Origin of the sequence: Ruminococcus sp. NK3A76, from assembly GCF_000686125.1 — a bacterium.
Lineage (GTDB): Bacteria > Bacillota > Clostridia > Oscillospirales > Ruminococcaceae > NK3A76.
In genome coordinates, this window is sequence record NZ_JMMA01000002.1 from 1,305,987 (window position 1) to 1,323,267 (window position 17,281).

Annotated in this window: 13 protein-coding genes; 11 read left to right on the forward strand and 2 right to left on the reverse strand. The window is 43.8% G+C overall.

The features are described from left to right. Position 1 precedes the first annotated feature (1 nt). Both ppk1 and CD05_RS17685 read left to right on the forward strand, forming a co-directional pair. The gene (gene ppk1 / locus CD05_RS17680; protein ID WP_051588853.1) at positions 2-2,278 is read left to right on the forward strand and encodes a polyphosphate kinase 1; all 2,277 of its coding nucleotides are present in this window, start codon (positions 2-4) and stop codon (positions 2,276-2,278) included. Positions 2,279-2,333: 55 nt separating this feature from the next. Continuing rightward, positions 2,334-2,702 carry a hypothetical protein gene (locus CD05_RS17685; protein WP_037322846.1) on the forward strand — a complete coding sequence of 123 codons (369 nt, stop codon included), beginning with the start codon at positions 2,334-2,336 and terminating at the stop codon, positions 2,700-2,702. Here CD05_RS17685 and CD05_RS17690 read toward each other — a convergent pair. Continuing rightward, positions 2,674-3,303 (reverse strand): phosphatase PAP2 family protein, encoded by a 630-nt coding sequence (locus CD05_RS17690; RefSeq protein WP_051588854.1) that lies wholly within the window; start codon positions 3,301-3,303, stop codon positions 2,674-2,676. The two genes, CD05_RS17685 and CD05_RS17690, sit on opposite strands and share 29 nt — an antisense overlap. Before the next feature lie 136 nt (positions 3,304-3,439). Here CD05_RS17690 and CD05_RS0106225 point away from each other — a divergent pair, with 136 nt between their 5' ends. The 3 genes from CD05_RS0106225 (at position 3,440) to CD05_RS0106235 (ending at position 7,589) form a co-directional block, all read left to right on the forward strand. Then, the gene (locus CD05_RS0106225) at positions 3,440-5,173 is read left to right on the forward strand and encodes an ABC transporter ATP-binding protein (protein WP_028509765.1); all 1,734 of its coding nucleotides are present in this window, start codon (positions 3,440-3,442) and stop codon (positions 5,171-5,173) included. A gap of 62 nt (positions 5,174-5,235) precedes the next feature. Further along, positions 5,236-6,951, forward strand: a complete 1,716-nt coding sequence (locus tag CD05_RS0106230; protein WP_347495382.1) for an ABC transporter ATP-binding protein — start codon at positions 5,236-5,238, stop codon at positions 6,949-6,951. Continuing rightward, positions 6,936-7,589 carry an HAD family phosphatase gene (locus tag CD05_RS0106235; protein ID WP_028509767.1) on the forward strand — a complete coding sequence of 218 codons (654 nt, stop codon included), beginning with the start codon at positions 6,936-6,938 and terminating at the stop codon, positions 7,587-7,589. Before CD05_RS0106230 ends, CD05_RS0106235 begins: the two co-directional genes overlap by 16 nt. Before the next feature lie 38 nt (positions 7,590-7,627). Here the strand turns inward: CD05_RS0106235 and CD05_RS17695 are convergent, their stop codons facing one another. After that, positions 7,628-8,986 (reverse strand): LCP family protein, encoded by a 1,359-nt coding sequence (locus tag CD05_RS17695; protein ID WP_051588855.1) that lies wholly within the window; start codon positions 8,984-8,986, stop codon positions 7,628-7,630. A 202-nt stretch (positions 8,987-9,188) separates the two neighbouring features. Here CD05_RS17695 and CD05_RS0106245 point away from each other — a divergent pair, with 202 nt between their 5' ends. From CD05_RS0106245 to CD05_RS0106270, 6 genes are all read left to right on the forward strand, one after another. Continuing rightward, positions 9,189-10,787, forward strand: coding sequence for a peptide chain release factor 3 (locus tag CD05_RS0106245; RefSeq protein ID WP_028509768.1), 1,599 nt, complete (start codon positions 9,189-9,191; stop codon positions 10,785-10,787). Positions 10,788-10,801: 14 nt separating this feature from the next. Then, entirely contained in the window at positions 10,802-11,242 is a 441-nt protein-coding gene (gene rpiB / locus CD05_RS0106250; RefSeq protein ID WP_028509769.1) for a ribose 5-phosphate isomerase B, read from the forward strand. A 151-nt stretch (positions 11,243-11,393) separates the two neighbouring features. After that, positions 11,394-11,933, forward strand: coding sequence for a sigma-70 family RNA polymerase sigma factor (locus CD05_RS0106255; protein ID WP_028509770.1), 540 nt, complete (start codon positions 11,394-11,396; stop codon positions 11,931-11,933). Next, positions 11,930-13,651, forward strand: coding sequence for a hypothetical protein (locus CD05_RS0106260; RefSeq protein WP_028509771.1), 1,722 nt, complete (start codon positions 11,930-11,932; stop codon positions 13,649-13,651). Before CD05_RS0106255 ends, CD05_RS0106260 begins: the two co-directional genes overlap by 4 nt. A 324-nt stretch (positions 13,652-13,975) precedes the next feature. Then, on the forward strand, positions 13,976-15,388 hold the full coding sequence (glmU, locus tag CD05_RS0106265) for a bifunctional UDP-N-acetylglucosamine diphosphorylase/glucosamine-1-phosphate N-acetyltransferase GlmU (protein WP_037322849.1): 1,413 nt from the start codon (positions 13,976-13,978) through the stop codon (positions 15,386-15,388). Positions 15,389-15,573: 185 nt separating this feature from the next. Next, the gene (locus CD05_RS0106270; RefSeq protein WP_028509773.1) at positions 15,574-17,187 is read left to right on the forward strand and encodes a hypothetical protein; all 1,614 of its coding nucleotides are present in this window, start codon (positions 15,574-15,576) and stop codon (positions 17,185-17,187) included. Positions 17,188-17,281: the final 94 nt, after the last annotated feature.

The window sequence follows — 17,281 nt, forward strand, 5'->3', positions numbered from 1 at the left end:
TATGGCTAAAAAGTATCTTGAAAACCGTGAGCTTTCGTGGCTCAAATTCAATTACAGAGTGCTTGAAGAAGCAAGGGATAATTCTGTTCCGCTTCTTGAACGCCTTACATTTGCGTCTATCTTCCTTTCTAATCTTGATGAATTCTATAGGGTCAGAGTCGGTGCTCTTGTCAGACAGTCGCTTGATGATGATAACCAGCGTGAAGCAAGAACTGGTCTGCGCCCCTCGACCCAGCTTGAAAAGATATATAAAAGAACAAGAAAGCTGTATGAGCTTTTTGATATCACTTTTTCAGATATTGAGCTCGGCCTTGCAGCAATGGGCGCTGTCAGAAAGACAAGGAAGACCCTTACCGACGGTGAAAAGACCTACTGTTCGTCTTTTGCCGAACACGAGCTCAAACCAAAGCTCAGAATGTATGAGAACGCCAAGAGCTTCTTTGCTGAAAACGGCAGGGTGTATTATGCTGTTATGTGTGATAACGGTATACATATCCTTGACTATACAGGCGATCATTCGCCGATGATAGGCCTTAATGTAACAGACAAAGCCTATATACTGATAAGTGAGCTTGTAAGAAAATATGCAGCCGATATCGTTGGGAGCAAACCGTTGGCATTTTGTACATTCAGAGTTACAAGAAGTGCAGCGCTTGACCTTGATACAGACTATATGGCAGAACGTGACAGGCGTGAGGAAATGCGAAAGCTCGTTCTTCGCCGTAAAAAAATGCCGATAGTAAGGCTTGAGATATGCGGCTGTACAGATAAGTCGTTAAAAGATGCAGTTTGCAGGCTTCTCAGGACAACTGATGATATAACCTTTGAAAGAGTATCTCCGCTTGATTTTGGTTTTGTCGGTGACCTCAGAGACAGATTCAAGGATAACAGCTCGCTTTTCTATAAAAAGCAGCCGCCATGTCAGTCGCCCCTTGTAAGCAGAGATGAGACCATGATGTCTCAGATAGAAAAACGTGATATACTGCTTTTCTATCCTTATGAGGATATCATGGATTTTGTAAGGCTCCTTGACGAGGCAGCAGCCGACCCGAGGGTAAAAAGAATAAGCATTACCCTTTATCGTGCTGCATCTGATTCAGCGATAATTGATGCATTATGTAATGCCGGCAAAAATGGCAAGGACGTTCTTGCACTTGTTGAGCTGCGAGCACGTTTTGATGAAGAAAATAATATATTCAAGGCCGAAAAGCTCGAAGCATCTGGCTGCCGTGTAATATTCGGCCTCCCGGGAATAAAGGTGCATTCAAAGCTGTGTCTTATAGAATACACCGACGGCGATGAGACAAAGTATATAACTCAGATAGGTACAGGAAATTATAACGAGAAGACTTCACGTTTATATACTGATCTCTCGCTTATGACATCAGCGCAGGATATTGCCGCTGATGCTGTTGAAACGTTCAAGAAGCTCGAAGAAGGCAGGCTTGTTGAGAGCTCTGATACACTTATGATATCGCCGCTGTGCTTAAAGAGCAGGATAATCGATATGATGGACGCCGAGATAACTGCTGCCCGTTCAGGCGGTGAGGGCTATATCGGCGCTAAGATCAACTCTCTGACAGACAGTAAGGTAATTAAAAAGCTCGTCGAGTGCTCTCAGGCAGGCGTAAAGGTCGAGTTAGTCGTAAGAGGTATTTGCTGCCTTGTACCTGGTGTCGAGGGAAAGACTGATAATATAAAGGTCATCTCTATTGTCGGCAGATATCTTGAACACGCAAGGATATACATATTCGGCAACAGCTCACGCAGAAAGGTTTATATCTCATCGGCAGACTTTATGACAAGAAACCTATCACGCCGTGTTGAGGCTGCTGCTCCGATAAGAGATGAGGAGCAGAGAGACAGAGTATTTGAGTATTTCAGGACTGAGCTTTCTGATAAGGTCAGAGGCAGAGTTCTTTGTCCTGACGGGATATACCGCCGTGAGAATTATGACGACGGTGACAAGGACAGCCAGCAGATACTCTATGATCTTGCAGTCGAGAATGAGAAAGGCATTACATCAGATGTAATTCTGGAACAAAAGCCGGTTACTAAATCTGAGCCGGCCGTTCAGCCGGAAACTCCTGCTATTGAGCCAAAGGATATCGTTGAAGCTGATATCCCACAAGCTCCTGAACCCGTAAAGCCTGACCCTGCACCGGCAGCTGCTATACCGCAGGCAGATATGCCGATAGTCGTTACACCTGCAGAGCCGATACAGCAGCCAAGAAAAAGAGGCTTCTTAGCATGGCTCAAATCAATATTTTCAAAATAAAACGGGACGCAGCTTTTACACTCGTCCCGTTCATTAACTAATAGGAGTTTTTATTATGTTTGGTCTGTTTAAAAAGAAAGCCCCTGAGGAGACCGCTCTTGAAAAGCGCCTCAGAGACCTTAAGCTGCGTAAAATAAGCTATGTTGATACAGATTTTGATGAATTTACACGCATGATGCGCTCAGATGTAAAAAACTGGCTGAAACTCAAACCTGTCAATTATTATGCAACGAAGCGTGAATACATAATGGGAAGCGTTTATACAACACCTGACTACAGCGAAAACTATGTCAGTTTTGAGCGCTATGAGCAGGAGCGAAGAACGCATAAGAGCGAGATATATCAGATAGAGTTTGACCTGCTGTCAAAGGCTCTTGCCAAGGTCGGCATCATAATCACTCAGCCTGTGTCGGAGGAACAGTAACTGCCTCGTCTTCATTTTCATTGCTGTCTGCTTCAGCAGCTTTGGCTTTTTCAGCAGCCTTCCTCTCGTCACGCTGCTTTAGCTTAGCTATCACTATCTTGTCCATTATTATACCGCAAAAGACTCCTATCGCAGCTCCTGTCAGCACATCGGTAGGGTAGTGGACGTAAAAATACAGCCTTGAAAAAGCAATGAGCACCGATGTGGCAAGTGATATAAGCCCGTATTTCAGGTTGTGCCTTGCTATGACAGTCGATACTACAAAGCTCGCTCCGGCGTGCCCGGAGGGGAAAGAGTAATCGTTAGGCACAGATACTATCGTATCAATAGTTCTGCTTGTATTAGCGTAACAGGGTCTTATCCTTTTGATTATAGGCTTGAGCGTTACGTTCACTATTAAGAATTCAAGCAAGATAGCGGCTGCGGCGCTTATCCCGACACGCCGTGTCTTTGGGTAAGCGATCAGTATTATGACTACTGCTATCCAGAAAATGCCCGCTTCACCAAGCAAGGTGAAAAAGTGCATCAGGTAATCGAGCAAAGTGCATCTGATGTCATATATAGCATCAAGAATGTCAAATTCGTTCAAAAAGTAATTCATTATTTATCATTCCATATTCAAGATTTATTATATTATACCACATCTTTAACAATTTTGCAATAATAATATAAACATAAGTTACCATTTATTTGTTATAATTCTTTGGTCAGATTTAATATATCGGGAGGTGACGGGCTTGTTCAGGCTTGCAAGGTTTTTAAAGCATTATAAGGCGCAAAGCATATTCGGCCCTCTGTTCAAGCTGACCGAGGCTGTTTTTGAGCTGCTCGTACCTGTAGTTATGGCCAGAATGATAGACATAGGCGTTAAGAATTCTGATAAATCTTACATCTATCACAGCGGTGTAATACTCGTTGTTCTCGGTGTCCTTGGCCTTACAGCATCACTTACTGCGCAGTATTTTGCTGCAAGAGCTTCTACAGGCTTCGGAACAGAGCTTCGCAATGCCCTGTTTAAGCATATAAACTCACTTTCTTTCAAAGAACTCGATAAATTCGGGACACCATCTCTTGTGACCCGTATGACTAATGACTGTGACCAGGTACAGACCGGCGTTAATATGATACTAAGGCTGTTTCTGAGAAGCCCTTTTATTGTTGTAGGTGCTGTTGTTATGGGTCTGACTATCAGCGTCAAGCTGACGCTGATCTTTCTGATAGCTTCGCCTGTGCTTGCTGTTATAATACTGCTGATTATAAAAAAGACTGTTATTCTCTATAAGACCACTCAGAAAAAGCTCGACCGTGCATCTACCCTGACCCGTGAAACTCTTACAGGTGCAAGAGTCATAAGAGCATTTTCTCGTCAGGCTGATGAAGTCAAGGATTTTGAAGAAAACTCAAATGAGCTCTATATTCATCAGCTTATTGCCGGCAAAATATCTGCTTTGATGAATCCTTTTACTTATATTGTGGTAAATCTTGCTATTATTGCAATAATATGGTATGGCGGCAAAAGCGTTTATTCCGGCTCTATCACTCAGGGCGAGGTCATAGCGCTTGTAAACTATATGAATCAGATACTGTTGGCGCTTGTTGCCCTTGCTAATCTTATAGTTATTATCACAAAGGCTCAGGCTTCTGCTGTCAGGATAAATGAGGTATTTGAAGTATCGACTTCCGTTTCTGACGGCACGGAAATTGTGAAATCTGATTCTGATATTGCTGTGGAATTCAAAGATGTCAGCTTTTCATATTATTCATCGAGTGATGATGTGCTTGAACATATCTCATTCTCGGTCAAAAAAGGCGAAACTGTCGGTATTATCGGTGCTACTGGCTCCGGTAAATCTACTCTTGTTAATCTTATCCCGAGATTTTATGATGCAGTATCAGGTGAAGTTATCGTCAATGGACAAAACGTCAAAAACCTGACGCTTAAGTCACTTCGCAGCAGTATAGGTATAGTTCCGCAGAAAGCGGTGCTCTTTAAAGGCACTATCAGAGAGAATATGCGCTGGCGTGATAAACAGGCGACAGACGAGCAGATAGAAAAAGCACTTGAAATATCTCAGTCACTTGACTTTGTCAAGGAAAAGCACGGCTATCTTGATCACAAGCTGCTTCAGGGCGGAAAGAACCTCTCAGGCGGACAGCGTCAGAGACTTACAGTAGCACGAGCACTTGTCGGCTCACCTGAGATACTTATTCTTGATGATTCCTCATCAGCACTTGACCTTGCGACAGATGCACGGTTAAGAAAAGCTATTCGCCAGAGCACTGATGATATGACTGTCTTCATCGTTTCTCAGCGTATATCGTCTGTAAAAAACGCTGATAAGATAATAGTCCTTGATGACGGCAGGCTTGCAGGTATCGGAACGCACGCCGAGCTTACAAGCTCGTGTGATGTGTATAAAGAGATATGCCGGTCGCAGGGTCTCGGGATATCTGAAAAGGGGGCGATGTGATGCAAAAATCCAGACTGTCTTCTTCACCGCTTCGTTCTGTTCTTTTGTATGCAAAGCCTCACATGGCGTTTTTGCTGTTCGGGCTTGTATTCTCAGTTATCTCAGTTTCACTGACACTTTATGCACCTATCCTTACCGGCAGAGGTATAGACCTTATCATAGAAAAGGGCAGAGTTGATTTCAAGGCTCTTTCGCCTGTACTTATAAAGCTCGGTGTTATAGCCGGTGTTGTTGCGGTATCTCAGTGGCTGATGTCGCTTTTTATCAATAAAGTAACATATCTTACAATAAGAGATATCAGAAATGATGCTTTCAGGCGGCTTGAATATCTTCCGCTAAAATATATTGATTCAAACCCTCACGGCGATATCCTTTCACGAATGATAAATGATATGGAGCAGATATCTGACGGGCTTATTATGGGCTTTGCCCAGCTTTTCACAGGTGTAGTTACAATATTTGGAACACTTGGCTTCATGCTATCAGTCAATGTAAGGATAACTCTTATAGTTGTTATCATCACGCCGCTCTCGTTGTTTGTAGCAAGGTTCATTTCCAAAAACACCTTCCTGCTTTTTAAAGACAGGTCTGTTACAAAAGGCGAGCTGACATCGATCGTTGAAGAAATGACAGGGGAGCAGAAAACTGTTTCTGCCTTCTGCCACGAAGATGAAGCCTATGAGCAGTTCTGTGAAGTCAACGAAAGGCTCCGCACCATAAGTGCCAAGGCGATATTCTTTTCTTCTCTTACTAATCCGTGTACACGCTTTATAAACGGGCTCGTTTATTCGTTTGTCGGTATATTCGGCGCTCTTGCAGTAATAAGCGGCTCAGGCTTCACAGTAGGTAGTCTTTCATGCTTTCTGACATACGCAAACCAGTATACCAAGCCTTTTAACGAGATATCAGGTGTTATAACCGAGCTGCAAAGTGCAATAGCATCGGCAAAGCGTGTGTTTGAGCTTATTGACGAGCAGGAAGAAATATCTGACAGCGGTAATGCTGTTCTTTCTGACTGCGAAGGCAATGTATCGCTTGAAAATGTATCTTTCTCATATAGCTCAGAAAATCCTCTTATCGAGGGGCTTGACCTTGATGTATCAAAAGGCAAGAGAATAGCTATCGTTGGCCCTACAGGCTGCGGCAAGACGACTATAATCAATCTGCTCATGCGTTTTTATGATGTTACAGGCGGCAGAGTGTGCGTTGACGGAAAAGATATCAGAGAGCTCACAAGAAGCTCGCTTAGGTCACACTACGGCATGGTGCTTCAGGAAACATGGCTGAGGTCGGGCACTATATTTGAGAATATAGCCTATTCAAAGCCCGGAGCTACCCGTGAGGAGGTCATAGCCGCCGCAAAGACCGCCCACGCCGACAGCTTTATAAGACGTTTGCCTGACGGATATGATACAGTGATATCCGACGACGGCTCCAATATCTCGCAGGGGCAGAAGCAGCTGCTGTGCATAGCACGAGTAATGCTCATGGTGCCGCCTATGCTTATCCTCGATGAAGCGACTTCTTCTATCGACACTATGACAGAGATACGCATTCAGCGAGCTTTTACCAAGCTGATAAAGGGCAGGACGAGCTTTATTGTTGCTCACAGGCTCTCGACCATAGTTGAATCCGACTGTATACTGGTCATGGATAAAGGCCATATAATCGAGCAGGGAACACATGAACAGCTGCTTGACAAAAAGGGATTTTACTATGATCTGTATATGTCACAGTTTATTGATGACCAAGGAGGGGCATTATGCTCAAAGCAGTAATATTTGATATGGACGGCCTGCTTGTTGACACCGAAAAGCTCTTGCAGCGTTTCTGGGTCGAGGCGGCGCAGTTTTACGGCTACCCGATGAAAAAGGAACACGTTTTGCAGATACGCTCTATGTCCGCAAAGCTCGCAGGCCCTCTTTTACAGAGAATAGTATGTGAGGATTTTGATTACCCGAAAGTGCGTCTTAAGCGCCTTGAGCTGATGAACGCATACATAGCAGAAAACGGCATCGAAAAGAAAAAAGGCATTGACGAGCTGCTTGATTACCTCGATACAACACCACTGAAAAAAGCTGTATGCACTGCGACTGACGATAAGCGCACAAAGCTCTACCTTGAAAGCATCGGCATTTATCACCGATTTGATGCGCATATCAGCGGTAATATGATAGCTAATGGCAAGCCTGCCCCTGACATATACCTTTATGCCTGTGAGCAGTTAGGACTTGTGCCGGGAGACTGTATGGCTCTTGAGGACAGCCCGAACGGCATTACCTCGGCCTATGATGCAGGCTGTATGCCCGTTATGGTGCCCGACCTCACTCAGCCCGATGATGTGACACGCCCCAAGACTATCGCTGTGTGCCAGAGCCTTGATAAGGTGATAGATGTTATAAAGAATATGCTGTGAAAAAAGCTCTGTACCGTGATTGGTACAGAGCTTTAATACTATTCGTATATACTCTTCCTCAACAGCCCCTTAGCCTCATCAAAATCAATATCCAGTGTCGAGCCAACACCGTCGTGATTGCCGTATGTGAACTTGTCGTCCTCAGGTATTCTCTGCGAAACTATCTCGTATTTCGCAATAAACGGCACTCTGTATGATAAGAAGTAAAGCTCACTGCTCGTGTAGTTGGTAGTAAGGCTTTCAAGGGAAGTCTCGATAAAGCTGTTGAGCTCTATCGGGTTAAGGGTCTTTGCCTTTTCAACTATCTTTGAAATAACGGTGCGCTGACGCTGCGTTCTCTCAAAGTCGGCATTTCCTACATATCTGAGTCTTGCGTATGCAAGCGCCTGGTTGCCGTTGACGTGCATATTCTTGCCGCCTTTTGAGAGGTAGTCAGTGCCTTTTTTGTTTCCGAAGATGTTGTTCTGTTCGCCCATAGGGTCTTCCATGCCCTGTGCTTCTTCATCGGATATGTCAAGCTCAATGCCGCCCACCGCATCAACTATCTTAGCAAACGAGAAGAAATCAACATAGAAATATTTGTCGATGCGTATGTCGAAGTTGTATTCTATCGTGTCGAGCAGCAGCTCAGGGCCGCCGTAGACGTTTGCGGCATTTATCTTGCCCATGTCATCAACACCGTCACCGTCTCTGTCAAGTCCTGGGAATGTGACATAGGTGTCTCTCATAAACGAGGTCATGGTCGTCTTTTTCTTTTTGGAGTCGATAGAGAGCAGGATTATCGAGTCAGTTCTGCCACGCTCTTCCATGCTTCTTGTGTCAGAGCCTACAAGCAGGATATTGAGTACATCATCACTTTGCATAGTACCGCTCGTGTAGTGCCTGTCGCCAGTCTCGACCTTCTTTACATCGCCAATGTATTTCCAGATGAATACCTGTAACAGTATAAACAGTATCAATGCTATAACGAGCAGGATAACAAAGAATTTCTTTACAGGGTTCATCTTCTTTTTCTTTTCCTGCTTGTGTGAACCGAAGTTATTCTTTATGTCATATTTGCTGCTCTTTTTGCTGCTTTTTTTCTTCTTCTGAGGCTGCTTTGAAGGCTTTTCTTTTGAAGGTCTTTCTCTCGATGGCCTTTCTTTAGAGGGTCTGTCTCTTGACGGCCTGTCTCTTGACTGGGAAGGGGGCTCATATTCGGGCTCGTCTGCTTCCCCGTATTCCTCATAGTCCTCGTCAAAATCATCGTAATCGTCATTTTCGTAGACGTATTCTACTTTTTTTCTTCCGCCCTCGGATAATCTGTTGTATCGTTCGAGCTGTCTTCTGTATTGCTCGGCGTAGTCGTTGTTGTCTGCGCCGTCGTATATATCATCGTCATATATTTTTTTGCCCATTTTTAACGCTCCTTGGTATTGTTATTCATTGTCTTTTGATATTATATTATATTTTCCCATAATTGTCAATCTGCTTTAACATATTTGCCTAAAGCATATCGTAAAACAACTTCTTCTTTGTTAAAATGTCCTTATTGAAAATGCGATGGAAATAGTGTATAATTATTATGTATGTAAATATATAAGAATTGAGGTCATAGTTTTGAGCGATATAAACAGCGAGATCAAGAGAAGGCGTACCTTTGCCATTATCTCCCACCCCGATGCAGGTAAGACGACACTTACCGAGAAATTCCTGCTTTACGGCGGTGCTATACAGCAGGCAGGTATGGTAAAGGGCAAAAAGAATATGCGCCACGCCGTTTCCGACTGGATGGAGATAGAAAAGCAGAGAGGTATCTCTGTTACATCGTCCGTTTTGCAGTTTGAATATGAGAATTTCTGCATAAATATACTTGATACCCCTGGTCACCAGGACTTTTCGGAGGACACCTACCGTACACTTATGGCAGCTGACTCAGCAGTCATGGTAATCGATGCTTCAAAGGGTGTTGAGAACCAGACAAGAAAGCTGTTCAAGGTCTGCGTTATGCGTCATATCCCGATCTTTACATTTATAAATAAGATGGACAGGGATTCAAGAAATCCATTTGACCTGATCGACCAGATAGAGAACGAACTTGGCATCAGTACTTACCCTGTCAACTGGCCTATCGGTTCAGGAAAAGAATTCAAGGGCGTTTTTGACAGATTTGAAAGGCATATAATCAGCTTTGAGTCAAATGGCGCTGCGCATCAGGCAGGTGCTAAGATATCAGACCTGACTGACCCGTCACTTGCCGAAACTCTCGGCGAGGAAAACCATAACACACTTATTGAGGATATCGAGCTGCTTGACGGCGCAAGTGATGATTTTGACCTTGACGCTGTTCATAAGGGTGAGCTCTCACCGGTGTTCTTTGGTTCTGCGCTTACTAATTTCGGTGTTGAGCCGTTTCTGGAGAGCTTCCTGAAAATGACTCCTCCGCCAATGCCCCGTATGTCTTCTGAGGGCGAGGTAGATCCTTTTGACGATAACTTCTCAGCTTTTGTATTCAAGATACAGGCTAATATGAATAAAGCTCACCGTGACAGACTTACGTTTATGCGTATATGCTCCGGCAAGTTTGACAAAGATATGGAAGTTCTGCACGTTCAGGGCAACAAGAAGATGCGTCTTTCACAGCCTCAGCAGATAATGGCCGAGCAGCGTGAGATAGTTAACGAGGCTTATGCCGGAGATATCATAGGCGTATTCGACCCGGGCATATTCTCTATCGGTGATACAGTCTGCTCACCTAAGAAGAAATTCGAGTTTGAGGGGATTCCTACCTTTGCGCCTGAGCATTTCCAGCGTGTCCGCCCGAAGGATACGATGAAGCGCAAGCAGTTCGTCAAGGGCGCAGAGCAGATAGCGCAGGAGGGTGCTATACAGATATTCCACGAACCTATGATGGGTATGGAAGAAGTCATAGTCGGCGTTGTAGGTGTCCTCCAGTTTGATGTTTTCCAGTATAGAATGAAGAATGAGTATAATGTTGACCTTGTGATCGAGGGCCTGCCTTACTCGTATATCAGGTGGATAGATAAAATGAATGTATCCGAGCCCAAGGATCTTAAGATAAGCTCTGATACAAAGATAGTACAGGATTTCAGAGGAAACTACCTGCTGCTGTTCTCAAGCGAGTGGAATATCCGCTGGGCGCTCGAACGAAACGAGGGTCTTGAGCTTTCAGAATTCAACAGAGGCGAATTACAGTAAAGGAGAGTCATACTATGAAGGTTATTATAGGTAACGACCATGCTGCACCGCTTTTAAAAAAGTCAGTGTGCGAGCATTTAAAGGATAAGGGTATTGAATATGATGATATGGGTGTCGCTGCCGGCGAGAAGTGCGATTATCCCGATAAGGCGCAGGAGGTCTGCGAAAAATATCTTGCAGGCGGTTATGATGCTGCAATACTTATCTGCGGTACAGGTGTCGGCATGAGCATGGCAGCCAACAAGATAAAGGGCATTCGTGCTGCTTGCTGCTCAGATGTTTTCTCTGCTCGTTTTACAAGACTGCATAACGATGCAAACGTTCTTTGCTTCGGTGAGAGAGTTGTCGGCGCAGGTCTTGCAAATGATCTTGTAGATGTTTTCCTTGAAACACCGTTTGAGGGCGGCAGACACAAGAGAAGAGTAGATAAGATAATGGCTTTAGAAGAGCTCTGATAGTGATATTTCGGCAGTGTTGTTTACGCTGCCGATTATTTTTTAAAAAAATGTGAGTGAAACACACCAATTCTCTCGTATAATTATATGAAGCGGTAAAACGCTTATCTTTCATGAAAGAGTATCCCCTTAAGGAATGGCGGTGAAGATTTTGAGCGATGATGAAATAGCAAAGATGCTTGTTAACGATAACGGCGGACTTGAAGCAGCAAAGGAGAAATACACACCTCTTGTTATGAAAATATGCAAAGGCTTCCTGTTCAGTGATAATGATGCTGAGGAAGCGTGTGCTGATTGTTTTATTAGGCTATGGAAAACACGCAGGCAGATAGACACCGCAAAAAGCTCGCTCAAAACATATATCTGTATGCTTGCACGTCATGCAGCTATAGACAAGGCAAGGGCAGTGGGTAAGACCGAGACTGAAACTCTTGAAGATAATGACCTGGGCATAGATGTCGATTATGAAGACGAGGCTGCAAAGCGTATAAATATGCAGGTCATTGCTAAATGCGTAAGCTCGATGAGCTCGCCTGCCCGTGAGATATTTATTGACCGCTATTATTTTCAGATGTCTGTAAAGACTATAGCTGACCGCTATGATCTTAAGCCTAAAAAGGTAGAAAACACCCTTGCAAGGGAAAAGAAACGGCTAAAGGAAGCATTGTTGAAAGGAGGCATAATTATATGAGAGATATAGAAAAGCTGCTGCATGAGATACCGCTTGACGAGCTTATGGGTGAGACTGATACCGAAATAATGACACAGCCCATTATCTGTGAAGAAGGCGGCAAGCAGCATGGTGCGGCAAGGGTCAAGACACACAAGGCAGGAGCTTTTGTAGCAGTAGCTGCGGCTATGGCACTTGTGGTAGGCGGCGCAGCATACTGGGGCATGAGCCGAAATAAGCTAAATCCCATGAGCTACAACAGCAAAAACGGTGTCAGCAGCCCGACTGAGAACCAGAACCGGTCGCTTATCGAGCAGAATATCGAAAAATGCTGCGGCGACCCTAAGCTCTGGGGCGACAGACTTGTGGCATTTGATAAGAATATCATTCCGCAGTATTATCTTGACGATGTGGAGGATGTTGATTTTCAGATACTCGGCTATACCTATTCGGGGCAGTATGCACAGGTGTATTTCGCTTTTGAGAACAGAAAGGCTGAGTTCTATCTTAGCAAATATGAGGACGACCCCGACAGTATCGAAGGGACAGTTCAGCATTACGAGGCTGAGATCAAAAAAGCCACCGAAGAGGGCGACTATCAGCGTGCCAAGTATCTGATAGAGCATAAGCCCGAGGGTCTTGTAGACGGCGAGATATCTTACACAAGAAGGAGCTTTGAGTTTTCAAAGCTGCAAATAAAAAATAGCTCGGGAGAAATTATCGCGGGAACGAATATCGAAGACAGCTATACGATTTGCAGCTATCAGCAGCTCGGAGATTATTCGGTCTGGTATGAAAATATTGATATGAGCAAGGCGCCCGACAAGAAGCTGACCTTTGAGTGTGAGTTTGGCAACAGGAGCTGCAAGCCAATTACCTTTAAGCTTGATAAGTATGAAAACGACGGCTATACCGAGATAAACTGCGATGCGCCGACAATAGTCGCATTTCAGTCATCAGCAGGCGAGGTGCTTGATGCAAGAGTCAGCAGGATAAGCTACTCTACAGGCAATACCGTCATAGAGCTTGAAACAGACAAAAAGCTTGCAGACAATGAGAAGATAGTTAAGCTCTACGGCAGCTTTATCCACTTGGAGAACGGTGCTATGTTCTCGGGCGATGTGGTAGTTCCCGTATATGATGATAACAGCTCGCCTTTTTCAAATTCTTTCCTGACCTCTTATCAGGAAAACGGGAAGATATATCTTGTATTTGTCAACGCAAGTATGCCTATGGATATTTCAAGGTTAGAAAGCTTTATAGTCGGTACAGCAAGAGTTAATAAAGACGGCACAAGCGTTGCACCCTACGGCGTTTTGGGCGACCCGTCACCTACTATGACAGATTCCTATGCTGATGACCAGTGTGCATTTATAGATAGTATAAACGGCGAGGTCTATTCAGAAAAATACAACGGCAAGGACACCTATTTCATCACAAACGGGCTTGACAAGATACAGTCTCTTGTTGACAGCATTTCTTCATATGATGAGATAGATCCCTCGGGCTTTGAAGCGGTAATACCGCAGACTATGAAGCTGACTGTCTATGATGAGAACGGCAGTATTAAGTATATCATCGAGCAGGTGCTGATGCTTAAAGAATATAACAAGGATACAACAGATTACAGCAATTCGGTAAAGGCAATAAGAATAAACGGCAAGTGCCTTAAGGTATCGGAAAAAGAATATGCGCAGTTCGGAGAGTATATAGAAAAGCTCAGAAAAAACGAGCTGTGAGCAAAAATGTAGAACGTGATTATATATAATGCAGGGCGGCAGACTATCTGCCGCTTTGTTTTTGTGTAATATACGAATTGACAAATAATACTTGGGGTGGTAAAATAAGATACTAAGGCAACACCGCACGACCACCGGCTCTGGCCTTTGTGTGCCATCTGCTTGCCGAATTTCCGTCATAATACCCAATTTCACCTTGTTTTACGCCAGTAAAACTGCGGCAAAAATGGGCATTCTGACGAAAATTCGGACGGCGCATCTGACACACAATGGTCGTGCGGTGTTGCCTTAAGTTAAAAATATATGTTTCAGGGAGTTGTTATAATGGATAATTGTATCATATTAGCAGGCGGCCAGGGCAAGAGAATGAAGACCAATAAGCCTAAGGTGCTTCTTGAAGTGCTTGGCGAGCCTATGCTTGAATGGGTAATAAAGGCCTGTGAAAGTGCAGGGATAGGCAATATCTGTGTAGTAAAGGGCTACGAGGGCGAGCAGGTCGAAGCATACGTTTCGGGCAGAAACGGCAGCGCTGATGTACAGACTGTATTGCAGAGCGAGCGCCTTGGCACAGGTCACGCTGTAATGATGGCAGCTGATTATCTTAAAGAGCGTATCGGCGGCAATACTCTTATCCTCTGCGGCGATGCACCTTTTATCGACAGAGAGACTATAAGCGGATCACTTGCGCTCCATAAGAAGGCAGGCAACGCTGTTACAGTCGTTACTTCCGAAATTGACGAGCCTAAGGGCTACGGCAGGATAATAAGAACAGCTGACGGCATCAGCGGAATTGTTGAGGAAAAGGATTGCACAGACGAACAGCGCAAGATAAAGGAAATAAACAGCGGCTGCTACTGGTTCGATACAAAGGCTCTGCTTGGTGTGCTTGGTGAGCTTAAGCCCAACAATGCACAGAAGGAATATTATCTTACTGACTGTATCTCACTTCTGCTTAGTAAGGGCTTAAAGGCCGGGGCATTCACCTCCGAGAATAAAAACGTTTCTCTCGGCGCAAATGACCGTAAGGGTCTTCTCGCACTTAACGATATCGCAAGACTCGGAGTGATAGATAAGTGGCTTGATTTCGGTATTGAGTTTACCTGCACTGACGGCGTTTCTATAGGCACACAGGTCGAGATAGGTGCAGGCACAGTTATCGACAGCAACGTCAAACTCTCCGGCAAGACAAAGATAGGCGAGGGCTGCCGTATAATGAGCGGTTGTCTGCTCAATAACACGATAGTTGGCAATAATACTGTACTTAATTTTGTACAGGCAAACGATGCAAGAGTGGATGATAATGTCAAGATAGGCCCCTGGGTACAGCTTCGTCCTGATTCTCATGTCCTCAGCGGCGCTAAGATAGGCGACTTTGTAGAGATCAAGAACTCCACGATAGGCGAGGGCACAGCTGTTGCTCACCTGACATATGTCGGTGACAGTGATGTTGGCTCTAATGTCAACTTCGGCTGCGGTGTTGTCACAGTCAACTTTGACGGTGAGAAGAAATTCCGCACAACTATTGGTGATAATGCTTTCATCGGTTGTAACACAAATCTTGTTGCCCCTGTCAAGGTCGGCACAAGCGCTTATACAGCAGCAGGCACAACAGTCACACACGATGTTCCCGACGGCGCACTTGCTATCGACCGTGGCAAGCAGGCAAACATCGAGGGCTATGCCACACGCAAGCTCAAGGCAAGAAATGAAAAGATAGCAATGCAGAAGAAAGCATAATTGAATTTTGTTATCCTTTTAATATTAATAATATAAATGCAAAGCGGCTAAGCTGGATCTTAGTCGCTTTTTTATATAATTATCAGGTTTTGACACATTACATTTGTTATTTTATTGTATTGATGTTACGCTGTATCTATGGTATAATGTTTGTACTATATATATTAACAAAGGGTGATATTGATATGAAAAAAGTATTATCGTTCATGTGCTGCCTGATGCTTTCCTTATCATTATGTACTGGATGTAATTCAAGTGACAGCAGCGAAGACGAATCATCAGCTTCAAGCTCCGAAACCGAGTCTGCTGTAAATGACGATAGCAGCAGTTCTGATACTTCTTCGGATGTAAGTGATAGCTCATCTGAGTCATCAGATAGCGATACAGATCCTAAGGATAGTTCAGATACTGATTCTGATGCAAGCTCTGATGAATCTAAAGACAGCACTGACAGTTCCACCGACAGTTCAGATGCCGGCACTGAAACAGATACCACCGCCGGTACTGGTAGTGGTGGTGATACAGATACCAACACCGGAGTGATATCAAAGGATGACTCCTCAAAGTCAGATTCTACCGGAAATAATAAGACTGATAATAATTCCGGTTCAACTGAGAAAAAGACTGATGTCTCCAAAATAATAGGAAAAAAGACCGTCAAAAAAGTATCTAATGATAAAGTAGATATAAAAGAATACTTATTTAAGGATTCGATAGGCGGATGCAAGTATTTTCTGATAGTTACAAATAATTCTGACAAATCTATCTCATTTAAGGCTGACGGCACAGCTGTTAACAAGAAAGGCGAAAATGCTGATACATCGGCTATGACGATCGATGTGATCGGAAGTCATGAGACATCTATCGGCAGCTTCTACTTTGGCGATGCAAAAGACGTTGAAAAGGTAAAATATGATTACAGCTGCAAGGAAGAAACGACCTATAAGCCGGTAATCAGTAATCTGTCTGTTGAACAGAACAAGAATGATAAAAACGTCACACTTGTTGTAACAAACAAGGCTGATATCCCTGCTCAGTTCGTTCAGGCATATGCTATATTCTTTGATAAGAATAACAAGATCATTAATTGCCAGAGCAAGTTTATTACAGACGCTGACAGCGAGATAAAACCCGGTGCTACAGCTTCTGCACAGATCGACTGCTATGAAAAATTCGATCATGTAGAGATCTATTATACAGGAAGATCTGGTGGTTTCAGTATGTCAAAGAATAATGCAGCATCTTCTGACAAGGACTTCACGATTAAAGAGTATAAGTACGAGAACAACTTCGGAACATACTATTACTTAGTATACACAAACAATTCAAAAGAAACAGTGTCGATCGCCGCAAATGCGACAGCTAAGGACAAGCAGGGCAATGTATTAGGCTCTGCTGATATGAATATATCTGTTCTTGCACCCGGTGAAACATCTATAGGCAGCCTTTCGTTCTATGATGTTAAGGGCGTGGATAAGATCGAGTATCAGTCATCATATAAAGAACAAACAGCAATATATCCTGTTATCAAGGATCTGTCGGTAGAGTACACCAAGAACAAAGACAATATCGCTGTAACAGTAGAAAACAAGGGCAAAAACCCTGCTGAAATGGTTCAGGCTTATGTTGTTCTGTTTGATAAGAACAACAATGTTTTAGCTGTTGAATCAAAGTTCATTACAGATAGCGACTTTGAAATAAAGCCCGGTAAAAAGGAATCAGAAAAGATCAAAACATTCAAGGAATATGATCATGTTGAGATATATCTGACCGGAAAGTATCTGAATATGAACTTCTGATTGGGCTGATATTTGACAATCGAAAGAATAATTTTCTGATTAACGATAGTTCTGTCTTATGTAAAGACAGGGCTATTGTTTTTAATGAATAAAA